An 18,737-nucleotide genomic window follows, 5' to 3' on the forward strand; every position below is an offset into this window, starting at 1 on the left:
ACTTCAGACATTGGGAAAATGGTGCCGCTTGCGTGACTCGAACACGCGACCCCATCATTACGAAAATTCAAATACCCTGTTTGCTCATGTTTGTCACTGTTTTTTTGAGTTTGAAGAAATTAGCAAAAACAATAGGTTAGTGTTTGATGGTGTTTGAGGCTCATTGACAGAGCTAGCCCCATTTTGCTTTCAGTTGGTTCCGCCATGGTTCCGCGGAAGTCAGTGATGGGGTCAAAGTGCCTAAGCTAACAAAACGCATAATAGACGCCCTTGAGCCGTCAGAGGCCGGGGAACAGTATCTATGGGATACCGAGCTTAAGGGCTTCGGCGTCCGCATGATGCCCTCTGGCATCGGATCATATATCATCAAGTACCGAAATGCAGAAGGCCGCCAGCGTAAGATGGTTCTCGGCCGCGTCGGCGCACTCACGCCGGACGAGGCGCGCCAGCTTGCCAGGGAGAGGTTGGCCGAAGTCTTCAAGGGGAATGACCCCTCTGCCGAACGGGCGCGCCTGAGGCAGTCTATCACGGTATCCGAATTGTGCGACCTCTACCTTGAAGACGCGAAGCCTCGCCTGAAGCCAAACACTTATTCCGTCAATGAAGGTCAGCTCCGAACCCACATCAAGCCGCTGATCGGCAATCGAACTGTTGTCAGCCTGACGCGAGCCGACATTGTGAAGCTGCAAGCCGATATCATGGCAGGCAAGACTGCGAAGAAGCGAGAGGGGCGGGGCGGCGTCACAACCGGCGGGAAGGCGGCGGCGGCGCGGGCAATTACTATATTCGGTACGGTGCTTGAATTTGCTCGCGTCGGACTAGTGGTGAGCGAGAATGTCGTTCGCGGAATAAAAAAGCCGAAGGCGGGGAAAAAAGACCGCTTCCTCTCTTATGAAGAAATTGCTCGCCTGGGAAAGGCTATGCGGGAAGCGGATGATGAGTCTGCCGTGGCGCTGGCGGCGCTCCGTTTTTTGATGCTGTCGGGGTGCAGGAGAATGGAAGTGCTGGCGCTTCCTGTCAAATGGCTGGACCTAGACAAAGGCTCGATCCGCTTTGGCGACACTAAAACCGGTGCTCAAATCCGGCCAATTGGGCAATCGGCTTTCGCGGCTATCGCTGGCATCGAAAGCAAGAATGGATGGGTTTTCCCGTCAGAGAGGGGCGACGGGCATTTCGTCGGGTTGCCCCGCGTCCTGGAGAGGTTATGCAAGAAGGCCAAGATCGAAGATGTAAGCGTTCACGTGATGCGCCACACCTTTGCATCTGTCGCGGCGGACATGGGTTATTCCGAATTGACCATTGCGGGCCTTCTCGGACATTCGGTGCCGGGCGTGACGGCGCGTTATGCCCACGTGGCTGACAAGGCGCTGGTGTCCGCCGCCGATCAGGTGTCCAAAAAAATAGCGGATACGCTAGATGGCATACCGGCCAATTAGGCCGGCGCCTAAAGCTCCGATGTCGAATGGACGGGCTTGGACAGGCGAGCTTTCGCCCAGGCATCAAGGTCGTCTTTGTGATAGAGTGGGATGCGTCCATTGTATTGCATCGCCGGGCCGCCGCCGCGTGTCGCCATGGTATTGAGAGTGGTTAGGGAGACATCAATACCGTGCTTGCTGCGCAGATATTCCGGCACGTCTTTCCTGCGAAGGCGAGGGCGGTCATCGGTCATGGCGGCCCTCCATATGGCACACCGGATCGCCGCGGTACTGATATCCAACGCCTGCCTCACCGGCGATGCGATGTCCGACGGAACGGAGGCTGGCGATATGACGGTAAACAGTGCGAACGCTGATATTCAGCCGCCGGGCTAAATCGTCCGCAGTGGCAAACTCGGCCCGACGCAACTCACTGCACACCAGGGCGCGCCGTTCGTAAGCAGACATCATCCCTGTTCCCCTCCCTTGGCGTTTGCGTCGGCGCGGAGAGCGTCAATAACGCCGTCGAGGTCCCACCCCATCCCAAACGCTATGACAACGTTTTCGACCTTGTCCCGCAGCTTCGCGATTTCGTCTTTCAGGGTGTTCCGCTCGACTGACAATAGCCTACAATCGCGCGCTAAATTATTGGCAATCTTATTTGCTTCATCACGTTCGGCCCGTATCGCTGCCGTTGCTCGCTCGATCTCCTGCTTTAAGCGCTTGATCGTGTATCGAGGCTTGTCTTCGTCGTCGCCCATCAGGTTGGCGTTGATCTGTTTGAGCGCTGCAATCTCCGCATCCCGCGCCGCTATCTCGCGCTCGGCGTCGGCGGTGAGCGTGAGGTCTCGGTAGTGGATAAGCACCCAGCCCTTCTTCTCGTGGGCGAGCCATTCTGAATACTGATTGTCATTTACCGTTCGCCACGAAGTTGCACCCGCAGGGCCACATGCGAGATACTGGCGCGCCACCGTCACCAAGCCGCCCTTGTCGGCGGGCGCGGGGTTATCGGCAACCGGCGTTGATTTCAGCGCGCGGATGGCGTCGGCCGGAACGAAAAAGACCAACTCGGCAAAGCCGTCCGGACGCTGGCGCCATTCTCCGAAATTAATGGATCTTCCGTCCTTATCCTCAACCTCAACAAAGCGGGGCATTTCTGGCGAAGGAAGCCCGTCAAACACGACATGAACTTCTTCTATTGTAGCACCTTGGTTCATCAAAACCCCCTCCAGAAACGAAATGCGACGATAGCAACGGCCAGCAGAACGAAGGCGGTGTTGGACAGGTAGATGAACAGCCAGAACCGGACAGCAAAGCGGTTCGGGTCGAGTTCGTGAGGAGCGCGCTTCTTCATGCCTCACCTCCCACGGGATCTTTCCAGCCGGTTACCTTTTCGAGATAGGTGAGCGCTGCCTGCAAGGGCTGCTTCACCATGTCGTCGCAGATGGCTTGCTCCGTGAAGGCGAAGCGAATGGCTTCCCTCACTTCCTCAAGGCTCTCCAGCGGTTGGTCCCACTCGCTTAGAACGCGCATGGGCGGCCCATAGGTGGCTTCCACCGCGGCGGCCTCATCCTTCGAGCTTTTGAACTCGGGCCTGCTGTTAAAGGCTTGGCAGGCCGCTTGATATTCTGCGAAGGCTCGAAGAAGGCCGGGTGCTCTCGCTACCGGAGCGGACTCCTGGGCCGAGGCATCGGAATGGAAGCCCTCAATCTGCTGGCAGACGCCATCGGCGCGGTCGCGGGCGACAATCGCCAGCGTATTCACCACCTGCAAATCCATCTGTTGGGAGGCGTCCAGCGGCAGTGGCGAAATCTCCAGAACGTAATCCACGATCAATCGCAGCATGTCACGAGCGAAGAATGCTTCGGTTTCGAGCATCTCCCTAAAGGCGCGCTGCGTCCATGTAGCGGCGTTCATGCTGCACCGCCTTTCTGCGCCTCTGGGGTGCCAGCGTTGTTGAGCGCTGCCCGGACTGGCTCAAGCGTTTCGATTGCAGTGAACACGACCCCGGTGAGGGCCTGCAAAATCGTGCGGTCGAGAAAAGACTGGTCTTGAAGGGCTGCCAGTACGGTGCGCAGCAAATCCATGCCCTGGTCCATTTGGTCTATTGGCGCGCGAGTTTTGGGCGGGATGATGATGTCTTGAACGGGGATCATTTCACACCGCCTTTCACTTGTTCGCCATTCGCCTTGTAAAAAGCCTCCTTTGTTTGGCCGATCAGCTCACAGAGGTGGCCGGAAGCATAAAGAAGGTTGCTCACCTCCTGGTCGCTCAAGCGATACAGGTCCGGATGCCCCGACTCCTTAGAGGGATCGCTTGCGAAGTGCGCGTGCAAGAGGTTCGTGAGGATCGACGCCATGCATTCCGCATCGCGCATCGGAGGCTCGATATCGAGAAAGGAGTTCATGCTGCACTCCCTTGCATCTCGCCACCGCAAAAATATTGCGCGACCGCCGCGAGAGCCTGCACCTCGCTTTCGCAATCAGCCTCTTCCTTCACGATGATAATGGCTTGGTGGCGCCGCTCCGCTTCGGTCTTGGGCGCGGCCAGGATGGCGGCGTTACAAATCAGCCCTCGAATTTTATTGAGAAACTCAAGCAGCTCATCAGCGGCATCACCTGCCCGATTGTAAAGTATACCGCTCCTAAACCTCGGCTGATTGATTATGCCCTGGAGCGTGTTGCTGACCAAAAGAACGGCATTGAAGAGTGAATGCAACTCGGCCAACGAGAAGACCTTGAGCCGTTCAAGGTCTAATGCCAGCGCCGCCGGTTCCGTCTCGAGAAAATGGCTAAGCGGATGATTAGGTGTTGCCCGTTCGGTATTGCACGGCAAGGTGTCGCACATATTCGTGTCTCCCTGGTTCGAAATCTGGAGACACGATATATACGTTTCGTGTAGTCGTCAACACATAATGTGTAATTATGCGAGGGGTGTGTAGGAGCCGATTACGAGCGCGAAAATTTCAACCTGGGTGTCGTCTTCGTGCGCCTTGTATTCGATAGGGGCTTGAAACCTGGGATCGGTGCTCTCTGGGGCGAGGAACACTTCGTCATCTTCGACCTTATATCGCTTGATGGTGGTTTCAACGAGACCGCCCCTTGTGCGCCTGACGGCAACGATATCGCCGTGCCGCGGATATCGTGCAGCTTCGAGCAGCACCCCGATGGCAAAGCTGCCATCCTGAAGAACCTTATTCATGCTCGGCCCCTCTACCAAAATGGCGATTTGCTTTTCTGGTGGGTAGTGGGCGGAGGGCACAGCGGGGATCATTGGCATTTCATGCAATATGAGGGCGTCGGCTTCCAGCCATATGCCGGCGGCGGATTTACCGATGACAGGAACCGAAATCACTGATTGCTCTACAGCCTTATTTGTTTTCGGTTCGTTACCGGCCAGCAGCCATGCCACATCGACTCGATAGGCGCGCGCGTATTTCCGCGCTGCATCCAATCTTATGCCCCGCTGGCCATTCTCGTGGGATGCGTAAGTTGAATATCCCCAGCCGAAATGCTGCGCCGCTTCATGCGCGCTTTTAAAGCCCGCCGCCTCACGCGCCTGAATAAGTCTCTCGCTCGGTGTGCTCATGTGTGGAAATCCCGTGTAGCTTGCTTCGCATTCTAGCACAAATTTCTACACGTAACGTGTTGACAAAAAGTTACACGAAACGTATAGATCGGACATGAACGATTTTTTAACCATCATCGGTCTGTGGCCGACGCGGAGCGCATTCGCCGAAGACATCGGCGTCTCCCCCCAAGCGGTCACCAACATGATCGCAAGGGGAAATATACCGTCTTGCCATTGGAAGCGCATGGTTTCCCGCGCCGCAGAACGACGGCTTGAGGGCGTCAGCTATGAGAGGCTTGCCGAGGCGGCAGCGGCGCGGGAGGCTGCATGATGGTGACGAACGCTGCCACGGTAGGGCGGTGTAATGCCGGTTCCGGTGTTCTGGCGGACCTGCCGGAACCGGCAACCTTCACGATGCCGACGCCGCCGAGCGCCAACCACCTGTTCAAGAATGTGAAGGGCGTGGGGCGCGTAAAGGCCACCCATTACGATGACTTCATCCGCATGGGTGTCGCCGCGATCCGCCGGCAGGGCGTCAAGCCGGTGCCGGGGCGCGTGGTAGCGCTACTTGGCGTGGAGCGCATGTCCGACCGCGCCGATATCGACAATCGGCTCAAGGCGATGCTGGATGCCATCGTCAAGGCCGAAATCATCGAGGATGACCACTTCGTCACCGCCATCGCGATTTCATGGCTTCCGAAAGCGAACGGCCTTTCACACGTCTCCATTCTTCCGGTCCAGCAACTGGACCTGACGTTTCACCCCTCGCAGAACGGCGCGAGCGGCGGGTGGTTTCTCAATGCGCCCTCAACCACAGGAGAAGAAGACGATGGCTATCAGCCTGTCTAGCCTTACGAAAAGCAAAGCGGACAAACCGCCACGCGTTCTGCTTTATGGACCGCCCGGCATCGGCAAGACGACGATGGGGAGCGAATTCCCGAACCCGGTTTTCCTTCAGATCGAGGAAGGAACGCCGATGGGCGTCGAGCTTGATGCGTTCAGCGATCTGAAATCCTTCAAACAGGTGATGGAGGCGCTGGCAGCGCTCTATACCGAAGCGCATGATTTCAAGACACTGGTGGTGGATAGCGTCACGGCGCTGGAACGGCTGATCTTTGCTGAAACCTGCGCGCGCGGCGACGAAAAGGGCAATCCAAAGAACAATATCGAGGACTTCGGGTATGGTAAGGGATACGTCCTTGCCACGCGGATCGCGTCGGAGTTCATCGAGGGCATCAATGCGCTGCGCCGGGATCGCGGGATGGCGATTGTCCTCATCGCGCATTCTACGGTGATGCGCTTCGATGATCCGGAAACGGTTTCCTACGATCGCTACGAAATTGCGCTTCGCACCTCTGACAAGCCGAACGCCGATATCCGTGGGCTGTTCGAGCGGGACATGGACGCGATTTTCCTGCTGAAGCAGCCGGTGACGGTCAAGTCCGAAGAAGTTGGCTTCAACAAGGATCGCGCAATTGCGTCCGGCGGCGGCACCGTCCTTATCCACACGGTCGGCAAGCCCGCCTATACCGCCAAGAACCGGTACAATATGCCGCCGACGATCCGCTACGACAAGGGGCAGGGTTTTGCCGCCCTGGCACAATACTTCCCCACCTTCGCAGATGATACCAAGCAGGAGGCCGCATAAATGGTCGATATCGCAGGAAGCTATGACCCGAATGCTGAAATTTCGTCGTTTGACCCTGTACCGCCGGGTGAGTATCGCGCCAAGATTATCGAGGGCGATATTCAGCCCATTTCCAAACGCGAAAACAAAGGGCGGTGCCTTGTTCTGACATGGCAGATCGAAACCGGCAACTGTGACGGTCGGCTGGTTTGGCAGCGGCTCAACCTCTACGCCGAAAATATGAAAAACCTCGATAAGGTGATCAATATCGCTAATTCGCAGTTCGCGGAAATCAGGCAGGCGACGGGCGTCTTAGCGCCGAAAAATACGAACGAAATCGAGCACATTCCCTGCACAATCCGCGTCGTTTTCGTAAACAACGATCAGTACGGGCCTAAGAACGAGGTGAAGAGGGTCATGCCAATCGGGGGCGCGACGACGCAACCAGTGCCTGCAAGGCCGAACACCGCAGCCACTCAACAGCGCGCGCCGGTCAACAATGGCGGCGACTCTGCGCCCTGGAATACGGGCGCGTAACGAAGCAGCCGGGTAATCGCACGGCCTAGGAACCCAGATTACCCGGCACCCAATCCGAAACAACGAATTTCAACATTGCTCGAAAAGGACCGAGACAATGAACGATCATGCTTTGCCTGTAAACAGGCACCCCGTTGACCAACTCGGTGATATCCGCGCGACCATCAAAGTGATGGAGGAGCGCGAGGCCGAACTGAAGGCTGAGGTCTCCGAGTTGATGGGCACCGACGATGTGCTTGGCGGCGATGAATATATCGCCCGGCAGGCCGTCAGCGAACGCGCCGGCGCAATCGATACCAAAGCCATGGAGCGCGACGGTATCGATATCGAGAAATACCGCAAGCCGAAAGTCGCCGTCTTTTCCATCCGCACCGAAAAGCGCGTTCAGGGGGAGGCGTGATGAGCAGGATTACGAAATATACCAGGGACGCAATCGCCAGTTCTGCAATCGCCTTTGCGTTCGACCCGAAGGAAAAGGCTTTAAAACAGATCGAGCACGAGCTTGCTCGTGAAGTCCACGCATACCTCTTTCCAAAAGACATCATCCATATAGCACGGTCCCTGCCGAAAGGCTGGATAAGGCATATTTCGACTTTAAAGCTCAATGCGGCCGGGCATGCGATCGACGTCGCAGCCGGTGAAGAGTTGCCGGTGCCAGCTACCGACAAAAATGGCAATACCGCAGGCTCTTACGGCTATTTGACCGGAGCCATACCGCCCGGAGACCTTGCAGACCGCCTCCAGGGCCATGCACAGGTCAAGGAAAAATTGCGGGATGAGAGAAAGAGTGCCCGCCGCCAGCTTGACGCGATGCTAGCCGAAATAACGACTATCAAGAAACTGGCCGAGGCATGGCCTGAAGGCGAGCCGTTTTATTCCAAGTATCTGGAGCGTGAAGCGCCGCAAGTTCCTGCTCTGCGCGTCGATGAAATCAACGAGATGCTTGGACTGCCGATTGAGGAGGCGGCGTGATGGTTGCCCTTCCGCAAACCGTATCGCCAACGATTGCCGCCATAGAGGCGGCAGTCGAGGCGGCCCAGGAGCGCGATTTCGATTATGTCATTCGCGGATCGTCCATCGGGCACCCATGCGAGCGGCACCTTTGGTATCGATTTCGCTGGGTGCACCTGCCCGAGCAATTTGACGGGCGCAAATTGCGCCTGTTCGACACTGGCCACGTTGAAGAGGCGCGGATGGTCGCGTGGCTGCGCATGGCCGGCGTCCAGGTGGAAGATGTTGACCCGGCGACGGGGCAGCAATGGGAAGTCGTCGCCGTGGACGGCCATTTCAAGGGCCACACCGATGGCAAGGCCACCGGCATCAAAGAAGCGCCGGTTGTCCAGCACCTTCTGGAGTGCAAGACCCACAATGCCAAGAGCTTCGAGCAACTGAAGCGCTACGGCGTCCAGGTAGCGAAGCCCGAGCATGTTGCGCAAATGCAGGGCTATATGCACCTTCTCGGGCTGACGAGGGCCTTCTACCTCGCCAAGCACAAGGATACCGACGAGCTTTATGCCGAACGGGTACATTATGACCCGGCCCATGGCGCGGCGCTCATTGCCAAGGCGGAGCGGATCAGGGAGACGCAATCAGCGCCGCCTCGCGTCAGCGACGATCCCGGCTATTTCATGTGCAAGGCATTTGATTGCTCGTCCTATGGCGTCTGCCACGGCGGTGGCTTTGCTCTTCGCAACTGCCGGACCTGCCTGCACTCCACGCCGATCAATGACGGGCAGTGGTACTGCCAGCGGCACGAGAAAGAGCTTTCGATAGCAGATCAGAAGGCCGGTTGCCCCACGCACCTCTATCTCCCGGCTCTTGTCCCTGGTGAGCAGATCGACGCGGACGAGCAGGCCGAAACAGTCACCTACCAGCTCCGAGACGGGTCCGAATGGATCGACGGTCCGAAGAAGGCTTTGTCATGACAAAAATTCCGTTCAAAATTGAAACGACCGCCCATTCTCTCGTCAGTGTGCTGAAGCTGGCGGACAAAATTATAGAGCGCCGCAATACCATTCCGGTGTTGTCGATGGTTCTTTTCGACGGCGCGCGGGTTCGGGCAACCGATCTGGACATGGAAATCGATATCGCGTTGCCGGTGACCTTTTCTCAAGGGAGCGCTGCCCTTGATCACGGCGCTCTGTTCAACCTCGTGCGCCATCTTCCCCGCGACGAAGCGGTAAAGCTATCCGCCGAGGATGGGAGGGCTGTCATTAGCTTTTCCAGCGGTCATTACCGGATACCGGCGTTGCCAGCGGAAGACTTTCCGAAGCTGGATATTGGTCAAACAACCGTCCTTCCAATTGACGGCGATGAATTGAAAAGGGCGCTCTATTTCACCAGCCCATTCATCTCCAAAGAGGAAACTCGCTACTATCTCAATGGCGTTTGCCTTGACGGCGGGAACGTCGTCGCCACGGACGGGCATCGCCTTGGCTTATTCCCAACGCAAAAAGATTACGCCGCGACAAAACGCATGATCGTGCCGCGGAAGGTCGTTTCGATCATAAACGGGCTTCCCGCCCCGATAGGGTTTGAATTTTCAGCTAAACCGGGCTTGCGCTTGCAATATGACGGCCTGACCATCACTGCGAAAGCCATTGACGGCACGTTCCCGGATTGGACGCGCGTAGTCCCGTCATTCAAGGATGAGCACCCATGCGCGACCTTTGATCGCGTAACAGCGCAACGGGCAATCGGACGCATATTGTCGGTGATGCAGGATCAAACGCGACACGGCATTCTTGCCTTTCGCAATGGCCGCATTTCGCTGAAGCAGCAGTCCGGTGAGCTGGCCGCCAGCGAAATCATCCAGGCGGATACTGCCGAAGAAATGGCGGTAGGCCTCAACCTCAAATATTTGTCGCAGATTATTCGGTCCTTCCCCGCTGGTGGGGCACTGACCTTGCATGTGTCAGACGCCCAAAGCCCCACGAAAATTACCCAGGATGCACGGGGCGAATTTGTGGTGTTGATGCCAACACGCGCCGATGATGCATTGATGAAGTCGGCCTTCTCGGATTTGCGTGATGGAGGGCCGGCGGCATGATCGAGCTTCGCTATTACCAATCCGAGGCTATCGGCGCCGCCATGGAGTATTGGCGCGCCGGTGGCGGCAATCCGCTTGTCGATCTGGCGACGGGCACCGGCAAAAGCGTCGTCATCGCCAAGATGATACAGGATTTGCTTTCCAGTTACCCGGATATGCGGGTGTTGATGCTCACCCACGTGAAGGAGCTGGTGCAACAGAATTTCATGGCGCTGAAGAAGGTATGGCCGGACAGCCCCGCCGGGATTTACAGTGCGGGGCTGAACCGGCGCGACACGCACCACCGCATTACCTTCGCTTCCATTCAGTCCGTCTTCCGCAAGGCGGCGGCACTCGGTCGGCGCAATCTGATTGTCATCGATGAGGCGCATCTCGTTCCGATGAAAAGCGAAGGCATGTATCGCCGGTTGCTGGACGATCTGCATGCCATCCAGCCGGACGCCCGCGTTATTGGCTTCACGGCTACCCCCTACCGCCTGGACAGCGGGCGGCTGGACGAGGGACAGACGCGCCTTTTTGACAAGGTGGTTTATACCTACGGCATCGGCCAGGGGATCGAGGACGGATTTTTATCGGCGCTGCGATCTCCGGCGACAGCAATCGAAATCGATGTTTCAAGGGTCGAGCGGCGCGGCGGCGAATTCGTTCCGGCATCGCTGGAGACAGCATCCGACGCCATCACCGCCGAGGCCGTGGCTGAAATCTGCCGTTTCGGGCAGGAGCGGCGCGCGTGGCTGGTGTTTTGCTCTGGCGTCAAACACGCCATCAATGTGCGCGATGCAATCCGGGCCGCGGGCTTCTCGTGCGAGACCGTATCCGGCGCAACGCCGGGCGCGGAGCGCGACAGCATCATCAGGCGTTTTCGCAACGGTGAAATTCGCGCCCTGACGAATGCCAATGTTCTGACAACCGGCTTTGACGTGCCCCATGTCGATCTGGTTGCGATGCTGCGCCCCACGCTCTCGACCAGTCTTTACGTCCAGATTGTCGGGCGCGGCACGCGGCTGGCGCACGGGAAGGAGGACTGTCTTATTCTCGATTTCGCCGGCAATGTGCGCCGACATGGGCCGGTCGATGCTGTTTCCGTCATGCCAAAGAGCGGCGACAACTCCAAGGGCAAGGTTTCGGTCAGCGATGTGCGCGCGAAAGAGTGCCCCGGATGCAACGAGCTGGTGGCGGTCAACGTCTTCACCTGCAAATTTTGCGGCCACGAATGGCCCCGCGACGAGAAGCCGAAGCATGAAGCTCACGCTGAGAAAGAGGTGGGCATTCTTTCAACCGAAGCTGTGCCGCCTACGATGTTGCCCGTGGTGGATTGGCGGCTGGAGCGCTACGAGAAATGGGGATCCCCGGATAGCGTACGGGTCACCCATTTTGCTGGGCTGAACGCATACCCCGAGTGGGTAGCTTTCGAGCATGGAGGCGGCGCCACGCAGCGGGCATGTCAATGGTGGGTTCTGCATCGTGGCAAGACGCCATTCCCAAAAACCACTGACGAGGCGCTAAGCCGGGCCGGAGAGCTGACAAAACCGGAGACGGTGAACGTCAAGCCGCGCCCCGGCACCAAGTTCTTCGATATCGTCAGTCGCACATTCCCGGCTCGCAAGATGATCGAGGCAGCGGAATGAGCTTCGTGGATCGATCCCAGCCGGGCCTTTGCGCCGTTTGCGCCCGGCGCGAAGTCGGCATCGGCTATTCCAGCAATCCGAGGCAGAACCTTCCCGTTTTGTGGGTATGCGACGATCCAGAGTGCATCGCTATTGCGAAGGACACCTATTTCATGAAGCAGGATCAATTCGACCGTATAGAGAGCCTTGCCGCTGGTAAGGGCGGCCAGAGAGCCGGGGGGTACCTCGAAGAGATCGGTAAGACCGACCTGAAAACCCTCACCGTCGATGAGTGGCATGAATTCTGCCGCCGCCTCGTCGCCGGATATCGCAACGCGCTCAAAGAGGATCTGAAGAATGAGGCGGCGTTCTGATGATGGTGGCCGCAATGCAAAATCTGGAAACGGCGCTGAAGCTGGCGGCGTCCGGCTTCTCGGTCTTCCCCTGCCATGCCGGGGGGGAGAAGGCGAAAAGCCCGATGCCGTTTATCAAGTGGCGCGAGGTCTCTACGACAGAAACGACGCAAATCCGGCAGTGGTGGGCAAAATGGCCCGGTGCGGCCATCGGCCTTGATCTGGCGAAGTGCGGTTTCGTTGTGATCGATTGCGACCGCCATGGCGGGGAGGCTGATGGTGTTGAAGCATTCGGCCATCTCGCCGCCTCCCACGGGCACGATATCGACACATCGCCTTTGGTCGCCACGCCGAAGGAGGGGAGCCATGTCTACTTCCGGCAACCTGAGGGGAAAAGCTATGGCAACGCCCGTGGCGCGCTCCCGGCTGGCGTCGATGTGCGCGGCTCCGGCGGCTATGTCATCGCCCCCGGCACGGTGATGGAGGACGGGCGGACCTACGAGCTTTTTGGGAACTTGGTCGCCGCGCCGGTGCTCCCCGGTTGGCTGGCGGCAATCATCGACTCCAGTAATCCAGTGCCGGAAACGGTGCGCCCCGCGCCGGTGACACGCGAAGCTCACAGTGACGCGCGCATCAATGCCTATTGTGAGGGCGCGATTAATGCGGAAATTGCAAAGGTCGAAAACGCGGCGAAGGGGAGCCGAAACAACACCCTGAACGAAGCAGCCTTTGCCCTTGGGCAGCTTGTCGGCGCGGGCTGGAAATCGGAAGCGGAGATTTTCGGGCTGCTGATGAATGCGGCCGCATCATGCGGATTAAATCAGGCCGAGAGCCGCAAGACCATCCAATCCGGAATTCGCGCCGGGGCAAAGGAGCCGCGCCAGTTACCGCCGAGCGACGAGCCGGTGTTTGACCAGGAGGAGGCGGCCCGCGTGTCCGCTATGATCCTCGCGGCGTGGGAGAGGCAGCAGAGCGAGAAGGAGGGGGTGAGGCAGCTTGTCGAGCAGGCGGACGGTACGATTACCGACGCCGACACAGGCGAGGTGATAGAGGTTCCGGCGCTGCCACAGAAACAGGAGCGTGGGATTGAGTATCCGCCGGGGCTGGTGGGCGATATAGCCCGGTGGATCGTGGCTACAGCGCGCCGCCCGCAGCCGGAGCTTGCTATTGGCGCAGCCCTCGCCATCGTCGGCACCGTGGCGGGCCGCCAGTTCGCCGGGCCGACACGATCCGGCACACATCTCTATGTCCTTGGCCTTGCGCCCACCGGCAAGGGAAAGGACCACCCATTGCAGCAGATTTCCCGGATCATGAGCGCGGCAAGCCTTGGGCATCACATCGGGCCGTCCGAATTCATCTCCATGCCCGCCGTTGTGAATTTCCTGACGCGCAAGCCATTGTCGATCTGCCCCATGGATGAGTTCGGCGGCTTTATGAAGCGCATCAATTCCCGGCGCGCCAGCGGGTTCGAAAGCTCGATATCGAAGGTATTGCGCACCATGTGGTCATCGTCGTTCGCGCCGTACCTGACGCCGGAGTGGGCGAGCAAGCCGAGCGAGACAATCTATTCGCCCTCCATCACGATTTTCGGTGCGTCCACACCGGAGCAGTTCTATTCCTCCATGGAGGGGGCGGCGCTCGAGGATGGGACGCTGAACCGCTTCTTGCTTATGTCGGGGCGCTCAAGCGTGAGCGAGTGCGATCCGTCTTGCGATCCCGCCACCGTGCCCACCGAAATCATTGACGGGCTGCGCCGCATCTATTTCCGCTCCGGCGAGCTGGCATCCGCGGTTCGCAATGATCCCGCCGCCGATCCTTCCGCATCCAATCAGGTTCGCCCGCTTCCATGGTGTGCGGACGGCGCACAGGCTGCTTACACTTCTTTTTCCCGCGAGATCGAGCGGCTCATGGAGCGCGAGGTCGATGCCGGGGCTTTTTATGCGCGCACCGTGGAAATGGCACTCCGTATCGCCACCATCGTTGCGATTGGCCGGCTTGATGACGAGCAGGTCCGCCGCGCGGATATGGAGTTCGGTATCGAGGTTGCCCACCAATCCGCGCGCTTCATGGCGTCCGGCGCTGCCGACTATATGGCCGACAACGAGAACCAGGCGAACGCACAGCGGATCATGCGAGCAATAAAGGCCCGCAATGGCCGCGCCAGCCAACGCGATCTGGTGCGCTCCCTCCAAAATTCTATCCGCCCTCGCGATTTGCGCGAGCTGCTGGCGTCGATGTGCGAAGCCGGGCAGTTGGAGCGGCAAGAGGTAAAGCCCAAAACCGGTCCTTCTACATTCTGGTATCAGATCGGCCAATGATCTGCTTCAGCGGGCCTTTCTGATGTATGCCCTATGCCGCGCCGCGCAACCGTGATTTTGCAGCATCGGCCAGATAGGCGGATCGGCTCTGTCCGCGCCGTGATGCATCGCGGTCTATGGCGTCTAGAAGGTTCTCGTCCATAGACACGTTGATGCGAACGGCTTTGCCCGGAAGGTCGAAGGGAATAAGGGTTAAAACTCCGTCCTGTAGATCGTCCGCAAGGTCCGGATCGCTTCTAAGTTCCGCAATCGTCCGCAGTACGGGCAGCGGGTCGTTGTCTTCGATCATACCGGCGACATGAAAATTCAGGCCTTCAGTTCCGCGACGAATAGCCTCCTCCTCCGAATTGCCTCCTGAAATGCAGCCCGGAAAGTCGGGGAAGGAAATGCCGTAATGGCCGTTTTCCTCATGGATGATTGCGTAAGCTATGGGCACGTCATGCGCTCCTTTTGTTGAACCGGGACTTACCAGTCCCAGCCTGCCTGCTTGAATATCGACTTCAACGTTTTAATAGGGAACTCCGGGGTGCCCATGTCCACCGTCACCTTACCGCTCTTGGTCGGGTGAGTGTATTGAACATGGTCGCCGGGACCCTTGCGCTTGATCTCCCATCCGTCAGCGCGCAGCATTTTGACAACTTCGCGCGGGGTGAGTGGGGATCGCTTCGGGCTCATTTCGTGTTCCTCATTGGATTTACACATTTATACACAATACACAACGTTGTGTAAAGATGTATTTAGTCAAACCCGTCACTTTTTTGACAGCGACACATTCCCCTTTTCTATTGACAGGTTCGCATTGGATAGTTGACGGGTTGACGGGTTAGGTGACGGATTTCATAGGAAAATATATAACAAAATCAATAAATTAAAAAACCTGTCAACATGTCAACCAAAATGAAAAATCGTATTCTCATGAGTGAAATTTCAGGGGTGTATATAGATACGTTGACAGATTGACACTCTATATGTTGTTGCCTGGCTTAGCCGAACGCGCTATATACGGTTCGCCCTACCGTGGCTTTCACCTCAGGTCCGCCAGATCGAGGAAGCCACATGAAGAACTTTGCTATCGTCGTTACCCAGGACGGCACCTATCTCGCCCGTTGCTCGCTCACCGGTGCGGTTGTCAGCGCAAAATCCCACGCCGAAGCCCTTGCGGAAATCCGCAGGCTAAGCACTGCTGCGTAAGGGGTTAACCATGACCCCGTTTCATGCCTATTCCTCTCGGAACAAGAAGGGCGGCAAGCCTCACCCAGTGGTGTTCAAGCGAAAAGACCGCGCCTTGACCATGTGGTGGGAGTATCGCACTGCCGCCGAGATAGCCGAGGAACTGGATATCTCGATTGAGACCGTCCGCCGGTATATTCGCAGCGGGCGAAAAGCAGGCGATCCCCGCGCCACCAGAACCCGCCCGGCAAAGCGCATAATGGCGGCTGAAGCCCGGCGGCGGAACATCATCGAACTGAAAACGCGCGGCTTTGAAGTGAAGGAGATTGCAAAGGCGCTCTCGATCCACCCCCGGCTCGTGCAGATGAGACTGAAGGAGGCGGTGACCCATGCCTGACCGCGACGAGAAAGGGCGCTTCCTGCCCGGCAATCGCTTCTGGGAGGCTCGATCCTCTCACGGCCCTAATCCGAAATTCGAAACGCCGGAAGCGCTATGGGCGGCCTGCTGTGAATATTTCGAGTGGGTGGAGGCGAACCCACTCTATGAGGATCGTCTTGTCACCTTCCAAGGGATGGCAACGCATGAGCCTGTCGCCAAGATGCGAGCTATGACGCTTGCCGGCCTATGCTTCTTCATCGACGTGTCGCGCAAGCAGTGGACAGAATGGAGGGAAAGCCGTCCCGATTTACGTGACGTCATTTCACGGGTGGAGGATGTGATTTATCAGCAAAAATTCTCCGGGGCGGCGGCGGACCTGTTGAATGCCAATATCATTTCCCGCGATCTGGGCCTTGCCGATAAGCAGGACGTGCAGCAGCAAACGAGCGTCACCTTCCAGACGGTCTATGAGGCGGGGCCGGGCGAAGAATGATCCATCAATTCCGCGTTCGGTGGTATCAGCGCGCATTTCACGAGGCCCTTGTTCAGCAGAAGAAGAAGCGCCTCATTGAAATCGCGCATCGCCGGTGGGGTAAGGATGAAATCGTACTGAACGGTTTCCGCGAGCTATCACAGAAGCGCGTGGGAACCTATTGGCATTGCTTCCCTGAATACGCGCAGGCGCGCAAGGCGATTTGGAACGGCGTCAATGGCCGAACCGGGAAGCGCCGCATTGATGAGGCGTTCCCGCCTGAAATCAGGAAGCGCATAAACGACAACGACATGTTCATAGAAACGGTTTGGGGTTCGACGTGGCAGCTTCTTGGCTCCGACCGGTACAATGCCACCGTAGGCTCCGGGCCGGTGGGCGTTGCCTATTCGGAATGGGCGCTGTGCAACCCGGCGGCGTGGGCCTACCATAAGCCCATGATCGAGGAAACGGACGGGACCGCCGTTTTCATCACGACTCCACGCGGCAATAACCACGCAAAGACCATGTACGACCGCGCAAAGACCAATGACCAATGGTTTGCGCAACTGTCCAGCATCCACGAGACGAGGGCTTTAAGCGCTGAACAGCTTGCCGAGAGCTTGGCCGAATACAAGGACCTGTATGGAGAAGACCTTGGCTTGGCAATGTTCGAACAGGAATATTACTGCTCCTTCTCCGGCGCGATGGTTGGTGCCTATTTCGGCGCTGAAATGAACACCGCCGAGCGCGAGGGCCGAATTCGGACCGTCCCCGTCGATAAGCGGTATCCTGTTCATACGGCATGGGATTTGGGCAAGGCGTCCAACAATCCGATCTGGTGTTTTCAAGTGATCCCCGGTGAGGCCGGGCCGCGCATTGTGGATTTCTACCGACCGGACAGCGACGATCTGGAAGAGTGGGTGAAATGGCTTGATAATCGGGATTACAAAGGCAACGACTATGTGCCGCATGATATCGTAGTGCAGGAGTGGGGGACGAAGCGGACGCGGTTCGAGACGCTGAAGATGTTGGGCCGCAGGCCGGTGCGCGTGGCGAAGGTGTCGGTGGCGGATGGTATCAACGCTGCCCGGCAGACAATCAAGGCAGCGGTGTTTGATGCTGAGCGCTGTGAGCTTGGCATAGAGGGCCTGAAGCAGTTCCGGCGCGAGTGGGATGACGAGCTGAAGGTGTTCCGTGACAACCCGGTGAAAGACTGGTGCGAGCATATCGCATCAAGCTTCCGGTACCTCTCGCTGGCATGGAAAGACGCCAAGCCGAAGGACGAGCCGCCGGCTAAGCCGAGAGAGCTGGAATATCTGGTGGGACCGACCGGGCTTATCCAGGGCAACATGAGCGTGAAGGACGCCGTGGAGGCCATGGTTCGCAGGCGGAGAGAGAGGGAAGATTAGCTGGACACGTCAGGCTCGTCTTCCGGCTTTTCCTTACGCGCGAGTACGATATCCGCTGGATTTGACTTAATAAGATACTTGATCCAATCAGATTTTCTTTTAGAATCGTTGAATAGTGAAGCAATCTCCGTCGTCGCCCATGCGGGGACTCCAGTATTTACTGTTTCGTATCTGCTTGAGCGCCGAGAAGATATTAGAAGCTCTTCAATGGCTGCTTCTATTTTATCTAAGCGGTCACTTTCGGTTACTTTCTTTCCATCTCTCGTGGAAATTAATTCAATGCGGCTGTACTCGTTTTGAAAGTCTGGCCACCATTTATCGAAAGCGTTATCAAGTCGCTTTTGATCCAGAGGTTTAACCATTGCAGAATTCACCTGCTCTATTACGGCTTTAATTTCCTCTTTTTTTTCCACTATTGCATATTGGAATTGTGTTAGCGGGCTGTTCGCCGTATCAATACGATGTACGCCGCACAGAAGCGGTATAACACGACTTTTTACACTTTTAGATAGTGCGCCTGCTTCGAACAGTATCCAGGGTGCATTCATGTTATTTTTGGTAACTACGACGATGCCAAAGTCGATTTCCGAAAGATGTGCTGTAACAGATGACGCCCACCGCTCACCCTTACCGATGTCTCGTGACGAGACGTAAACGTCCACGTCTTGAAGGACGCAAGGTATCCACGATTTTAGCAATTCAGCGATTTGTCTGCTGTCCTCGCCGGACCAGCTAGCGAAAATATGCATGTTCCCCGACCCATGGTTGAATATGGAGCTTCTGCCATACGGCAAGCGAGTCGGCAACGGTACGGATGCCGCTTGGTTAACG

At 57.4% G+C, this 18,737-nt stretch carries 28 protein-coding genes; 16 read left to right on the plus strand and 12 right to left on the minus strand.

The window, feature by feature from the left end:
- Positions 1–236: 236 nt before the first annotated feature.
- Complete coding sequence (locus ACOWVG_RS00120) at positions 237–1,436, plus strand: tyrosine-type recombinase/integrase (protein WP_420959314.1); 1,200 nt, start codon at positions 237–239, stop codon at positions 1,434–1,436.
- A gap of 8 nt (positions 1,437–1,444) precedes the next feature.
- Here the strand turns inward: ACOWVG_RS00120 and ACOWVG_RS00125 are convergent, their stop codons facing one another.
- The 9 genes from ACOWVG_RS00125 to ACOWVG_RS00165 form a co-directional block, all read right to left on the minus strand.
- Complete coding sequence (locus tag ACOWVG_RS00125) at positions 1,445–1,669, minus strand: hypothetical protein (protein WP_420959315.1); 225 nt, start codon at positions 1,667–1,669, stop codon at positions 1,445–1,447.
- The gene (locus ACOWVG_RS00130; protein ID WP_420959317.1) at positions 1,659–1,886 is read right to left on the minus strand and encodes a helix-turn-helix domain-containing protein; all 228 of its coding nucleotides are present in this window, start codon (positions 1,884–1,886) and stop codon (positions 1,659–1,661) included. Before ACOWVG_RS00130 ends, ACOWVG_RS00125 begins: the two co-directional genes overlap by 11 nt.
- The gene (locus ACOWVG_RS00135; RefSeq protein WP_420959319.1) at positions 1,883–2,632 is read right to left on the minus strand and encodes a hypothetical protein; all 750 of its coding nucleotides are present in this window, start codon (positions 2,630–2,632) and stop codon (positions 1,883–1,885) included. Before ACOWVG_RS00135 ends, ACOWVG_RS00130 begins: the two co-directional genes overlap by 4 nt.
- On the minus strand, positions 2,632–2,769 hold the full coding sequence (locus ACOWVG_RS00140; protein WP_420959320.1) for a hypothetical protein: 138 nt from the start codon (positions 2,767–2,769) through the stop codon (positions 2,632–2,634). The genes ACOWVG_RS00135 and ACOWVG_RS00140 overlap by 1 nt, the downstream gene beginning before the upstream one ends.
- Positions 2,766–3,332, minus strand: coding sequence for a hypothetical protein (locus tag ACOWVG_RS00145; protein ID WP_420959322.1), 567 nt, complete (start codon positions 3,330–3,332; stop codon positions 2,766–2,768). The genes ACOWVG_RS00140 and ACOWVG_RS00145 overlap by 4 nt, the downstream gene beginning before the upstream one ends.
- The gene (locus ACOWVG_RS00150) at positions 3,329–3,571 is read right to left on the minus strand and encodes a hypothetical protein (RefSeq protein ID WP_420959323.1); all 243 of its coding nucleotides are present in this window, start codon (positions 3,569–3,571) and stop codon (positions 3,329–3,331) included. Before ACOWVG_RS00150 ends, ACOWVG_RS00145 begins: the two co-directional genes overlap by 4 nt.
- Entirely contained in the window at positions 3,568–3,822 is a 255-nt protein-coding gene (locus ACOWVG_RS00155; protein ID WP_420959324.1) for a hypothetical protein, read from the minus strand. Before ACOWVG_RS00155 ends, ACOWVG_RS00150 begins: the two co-directional genes overlap by 4 nt.
- Positions 3,819–4,262 (minus strand): hypothetical protein, encoded by a 444-nt coding sequence (locus tag ACOWVG_RS00160; protein WP_420959326.1) that lies wholly within the window; start codon positions 4,260–4,262, stop codon positions 3,819–3,821. The genes ACOWVG_RS00155 and ACOWVG_RS00160 overlap by 4 nt, the downstream gene beginning before the upstream one ends.
- 75 nt (positions 4,263–4,337) lie before the next feature.
- The gene (locus tag ACOWVG_RS00165; RefSeq protein ID WP_420959328.1) at positions 4,338–5,003 is read right to left on the minus strand and encodes a helix-turn-helix domain-containing protein; all 666 of its coding nucleotides are present in this window, start codon (positions 5,001–5,003) and stop codon (positions 4,338–4,340) included.
- Positions 5,004–5,097: 94 nt separating this feature from the next.
- Between ACOWVG_RS00165 and ACOWVG_RS00170 the strand changes: the two genes are divergently transcribed.
- From ACOWVG_RS00170 to ACOWVG_RS00220, 11 genes are all read left to right on the plus strand, one after another.
- Positions 5,098–5,316 (plus strand): hypothetical protein, encoded by a 219-nt coding sequence (locus ACOWVG_RS00170; RefSeq protein ID WP_420959329.1) that lies wholly within the window; start codon positions 5,098–5,100, stop codon positions 5,314–5,316.
- A complete protein-coding gene (locus tag ACOWVG_RS00175; protein ID WP_420959331.1) occupies positions 5,313–5,834 on the plus strand; it encodes a RusA family crossover junction endodeoxyribonuclease in 522 nt (173 codons plus the stop codon). Before ACOWVG_RS00170 ends, ACOWVG_RS00175 begins: the two co-directional genes overlap by 4 nt.
- Positions 5,815–6,633 carry an ATP-binding protein gene (locus tag ACOWVG_RS00180; RefSeq protein WP_420959332.1) on the plus strand — a complete coding sequence of 273 codons (819 nt, stop codon included), beginning with the start codon at positions 5,815–5,817 and terminating at the stop codon, positions 6,631–6,633. The genes ACOWVG_RS00175 and ACOWVG_RS00180 overlap by 20 nt, the downstream gene beginning before the upstream one ends.
- A complete protein-coding gene (locus ACOWVG_RS00185; protein ID WP_420959333.1) occupies positions 6,634–7,149 on the plus strand; it encodes a DUF669 domain-containing protein in 516 nt (171 codons plus the stop codon).
- 97 nt (positions 7,150–7,246) lie between these two features.
- Positions 7,247–7,549: a hypothetical protein gene (locus tag ACOWVG_RS00190; protein ID WP_420959335.1), complete on the plus strand. Its 303-nt coding sequence runs from the start codon at positions 7,247–7,249 to the stop codon at positions 7,547–7,549.
- Positions 7,549–8,121 (plus strand): Nmad5 family putative nucleotide modification protein, encoded by a 573-nt coding sequence (locus ACOWVG_RS00195; RefSeq protein WP_420959336.1) that lies wholly within the window; start codon positions 7,549–7,551, stop codon positions 8,119–8,121. The genes ACOWVG_RS00190 and ACOWVG_RS00195 overlap by 1 nt, the downstream gene beginning before the upstream one ends.
- A complete protein-coding gene (locus ACOWVG_RS00200; protein WP_420959337.1) occupies positions 8,121–9,074 on the plus strand; it encodes an oxidoreductase in 954 nt (317 codons plus the stop codon). Before ACOWVG_RS00195 ends, ACOWVG_RS00200 begins: the two co-directional genes overlap by 1 nt.
- The gene (dnaN, locus tag ACOWVG_RS00205; RefSeq protein ID WP_420959339.1) at positions 9,071–10,198 is read left to right on the plus strand and encodes a DNA polymerase III subunit beta; all 1,128 of its coding nucleotides are present in this window, start codon (positions 9,071–9,073) and stop codon (positions 10,196–10,198) included. Before ACOWVG_RS00200 ends, dnaN begins: the two co-directional genes overlap by 4 nt.
- The gene (locus tag ACOWVG_RS00210; RefSeq protein ID WP_420959341.1) at positions 10,195–11,826 is read left to right on the plus strand and encodes a DEAD/DEAH box helicase family protein; all 1,632 of its coding nucleotides are present in this window, start codon (positions 10,195–10,197) and stop codon (positions 11,824–11,826) included. The genes dnaN and ACOWVG_RS00210 overlap by 4 nt, the downstream gene beginning before the upstream one ends.
- Entirely contained in the window at positions 11,823–12,179 is a 357-nt protein-coding gene (locus ACOWVG_RS00215; RefSeq protein WP_420959343.1) for a DUF6511 domain-containing protein, read from the plus strand. Before ACOWVG_RS00210 ends, ACOWVG_RS00215 begins: the two co-directional genes overlap by 4 nt.
- The gene (locus ACOWVG_RS00220) at positions 12,179–14,476 is read left to right on the plus strand and encodes a bifunctional DNA primase/polymerase (RefSeq protein WP_420959344.1); all 2,298 of its coding nucleotides are present in this window, start codon (positions 12,179–12,181) and stop codon (positions 14,474–14,476) included. Before ACOWVG_RS00215 ends, ACOWVG_RS00220 begins: the two co-directional genes overlap by 1 nt.
- Positions 14,477–14,507: 31 nt before the next feature.
- On the opposite strand, the gene ACOWVG_RS00225 is transcribed toward ACOWVG_RS00220, so the two are convergent.
- Together ACOWVG_RS00225 and ACOWVG_RS00230 are read right to left on the minus strand one after the other, a co-directional pair.
- Entirely contained in the window at positions 14,508–14,912 is a 405-nt protein-coding gene (locus ACOWVG_RS00225; protein WP_420959346.1) for a type II toxin-antitoxin system HicB family antitoxin, read from the minus strand.
- Positions 14,913–14,941: 29 nt separating this feature from the next.
- Positions 14,942–15,151, minus strand: a complete 210-nt coding sequence (locus ACOWVG_RS00230; protein WP_420959347.1) for a type II toxin-antitoxin system HicA family toxin — start codon at positions 15,149–15,151, stop codon at positions 14,942–14,944.
- Positions 15,152–15,532: 381 nt separating this feature from the next.
- Between ACOWVG_RS00230 and ACOWVG_RS00235 the strand changes: the two genes are divergently transcribed.
- From ACOWVG_RS00235 to ACOWVG_RS00250, 4 genes are read left to right on the plus strand one after another with little or no spacing between them, the layout of a single operon-like run.
- A complete protein-coding gene (locus ACOWVG_RS00235) occupies positions 15,533–15,667 on the plus strand; it encodes a hypothetical protein (RefSeq protein WP_420959348.1) in 135 nt (44 codons plus the stop codon).
- A 10-nt stretch (positions 15,668–15,677) separates the two neighbouring features.
- Positions 15,678–16,043 carry a hypothetical protein gene (locus ACOWVG_RS00240; protein WP_420959349.1) on the plus strand — a complete coding sequence of 122 codons (366 nt, stop codon included), beginning with the start codon at positions 15,678–15,680 and terminating at the stop codon, positions 16,041–16,043.
- On the plus strand, positions 16,036–16,518 hold the full coding sequence (locus tag ACOWVG_RS00245) for a DNA-packaging protein (protein ID WP_420959350.1): 483 nt from the start codon (positions 16,036–16,038) through the stop codon (positions 16,516–16,518). Before ACOWVG_RS00240 ends, ACOWVG_RS00245 begins: the two co-directional genes overlap by 8 nt.
- Positions 16,515–17,906 (plus strand): hypothetical protein, encoded by a 1,392-nt coding sequence (locus tag ACOWVG_RS00250; protein WP_420959352.1) that lies wholly within the window; start codon positions 16,515–16,517, stop codon positions 17,904–17,906. Before ACOWVG_RS00245 ends, ACOWVG_RS00250 begins: the two co-directional genes overlap by 4 nt.
- Here the strand turns inward: ACOWVG_RS00250 and ACOWVG_RS00255 are convergent.
- On the minus strand, positions 17,903–18,655 hold the full coding sequence (locus ACOWVG_RS00255; protein WP_420959353.1) for a TIR domain-containing protein: 753 nt from the start codon (positions 18,653–18,655) through the stop codon (positions 17,903–17,905). The two genes, ACOWVG_RS00250 and ACOWVG_RS00255, sit on opposite strands and share 4 nt — an antisense overlap.
- Positions 18,656–18,737 lie beyond the last annotated feature (82 nt).

The organism is Brucella sp. IR073 (genome assembly GCF_049065735.1).
GTDB lineage: Bacteria > Pseudomonadota > Alphaproteobacteria > Rhizobiales > Rhizobiaceae > Paramesorhizobium.

Bases quoted from the DNA above. Each gene is read 5' to 3' on its own strand.
- ACOWVG_RS00125 (WP_420959315.1), bottom strand. From the start codon at position 1,669: ATGACCGATGACCGCCCTCGCCTTCGCAGGAAAGACGTGCCGGAATAT.
- ACOWVG_RS00130 (WP_420959317.1), bottom strand. From the start codon at position 1,886: ATGATGTCTGCTTACGAACGGCGCGCCCTGGTGTGCAGTGAGTTGCGT.
- ACOWVG_RS00135 (WP_420959319.1), bottom strand. From the start codon at position 2,632: ATGAACCAAGGTGCTACAATAGAAGAAGTTCATGTCGTGTTTGACGGG.
- ACOWVG_RS00140 (WP_420959320.1), bottom strand. From the start codon at position 2,769: ATGAAGAAGCGCGCTCCTCACGAACTCGACCCGAACCGCTTTGCTGTC.
- ACOWVG_RS00145 (WP_420959322.1), bottom strand. From the start codon at position 3,332: ATGAACGCCGCTACATGGACGCAGCGCGCCTTTAGGGAGATGCTCGAA.
- ACOWVG_RS00150 (WP_420959323.1), bottom strand. From the start codon at position 3,571: ATGATCCCCGTTCAAGACATCATCATCCCGCCCAAAACTCGCGCGCCA.
- ACOWVG_RS00155 (WP_420959324.1), bottom strand. From the start codon at position 3,822: ATGAACTCCTTTCTCGATATCGAGCCTCCGATGCGCGATGCGGAATGC.
- ACOWVG_RS00160 (WP_420959326.1), bottom strand. From the start codon at position 4,262: ATGTGCGACACCTTGCCGTGCAATACCGAACGGGCAACACCTAATCAT.
- ACOWVG_RS00165 (WP_420959328.1), bottom strand. From the start codon at position 5,003: ATGAGCACACCGAGCGAGAGACTTATTCAGGCGCGTGAGGCGGCGGGC.
- ACOWVG_RS00170 (WP_420959329.1), top strand. From the start codon at position 5,098: ATGAACGATTTTTTAACCATCATCGGTCTGTGGCCGACGCGGAGCGCA.
- ACOWVG_RS00175 (WP_420959331.1), top strand. From the start codon at position 5,313: ATGATGGTGACGAACGCTGCCACGGTAGGGCGGTGTAATGCCGGTTCC.
- ACOWVG_RS00180 (WP_420959332.1), top strand. From the start codon at position 5,815: ATGGCTATCAGCCTGTCTAGCCTTACGAAAAGCAAAGCGGACAAACCG.
- ACOWVG_RS00185 (WP_420959333.1), top strand. From the start codon at position 6,634: ATGGTCGATATCGCAGGAAGCTATGACCCGAATGCTGAAATTTCGTCG.
- ACOWVG_RS00190 (WP_420959335.1), top strand. From the start codon at position 7,247: ATGAACGATCATGCTTTGCCTGTAAACAGGCACCCCGTTGACCAACTC.
- ACOWVG_RS00195 (WP_420959336.1), top strand. From the start codon at position 7,549: ATGAGCAGGATTACGAAATATACCAGGGACGCAATCGCCAGTTCTGCA.
- ACOWVG_RS00200 (WP_420959337.1), top strand. From the start codon at position 8,121: ATGGTTGCCCTTCCGCAAACCGTATCGCCAACGATTGCCGCCATAGAG.
- dnaN (WP_420959339.1), top strand. From the start codon at position 9,071: ATGACAAAAATTCCGTTCAAAATTGAAACGACCGCCCATTCTCTCGTC.
- ACOWVG_RS00210 (WP_420959341.1), top strand. From the start codon at position 10,195: ATGATCGAGCTTCGCTATTACCAATCCGAGGCTATCGGCGCCGCCATG.
- ACOWVG_RS00215 (WP_420959343.1), top strand. From the start codon at position 11,823: ATGAGCTTCGTGGATCGATCCCAGCCGGGCCTTTGCGCCGTTTGCGCC.
- ACOWVG_RS00220 (WP_420959344.1), top strand. From the start codon at position 12,179: ATGATGGTGGCCGCAATGCAAAATCTGGAAACGGCGCTGAAGCTGGCG.
- ACOWVG_RS00230 (WP_420959347.1), bottom strand. From the start codon at position 15,151: ATGAGCCCGAAGCGATCCCCACTCACCCCGCGCGAAGTTGTCAAAATG.
- ACOWVG_RS00235 (WP_420959348.1), top strand. From the start codon at position 15,533: ATGAAGAACTTTGCTATCGTCGTTACCCAGGACGGCACCTATCTCGCC.
- ACOWVG_RS00240 (WP_420959349.1), top strand. From the start codon at position 15,678: ATGACCCCGTTTCATGCCTATTCCTCTCGGAACAAGAAGGGCGGCAAG.
- ACOWVG_RS00245 (WP_420959350.1), top strand. From the start codon at position 16,036: ATGCCTGACCGCGACGAGAAAGGGCGCTTCCTGCCCGGCAATCGCTTC.
- ACOWVG_RS00250 (WP_420959352.1), top strand. From the start codon at position 16,515: ATGATCCATCAATTCCGCGTTCGGTGGTATCAGCGCGCATTTCACGAG.
- ACOWVG_RS00255 (WP_420959353.1), bottom strand. From the start codon at position 18,655: ATGCATATTTTCGCTAGCTGGTCCGGCGAGGACAGCAGACAAATCGCT.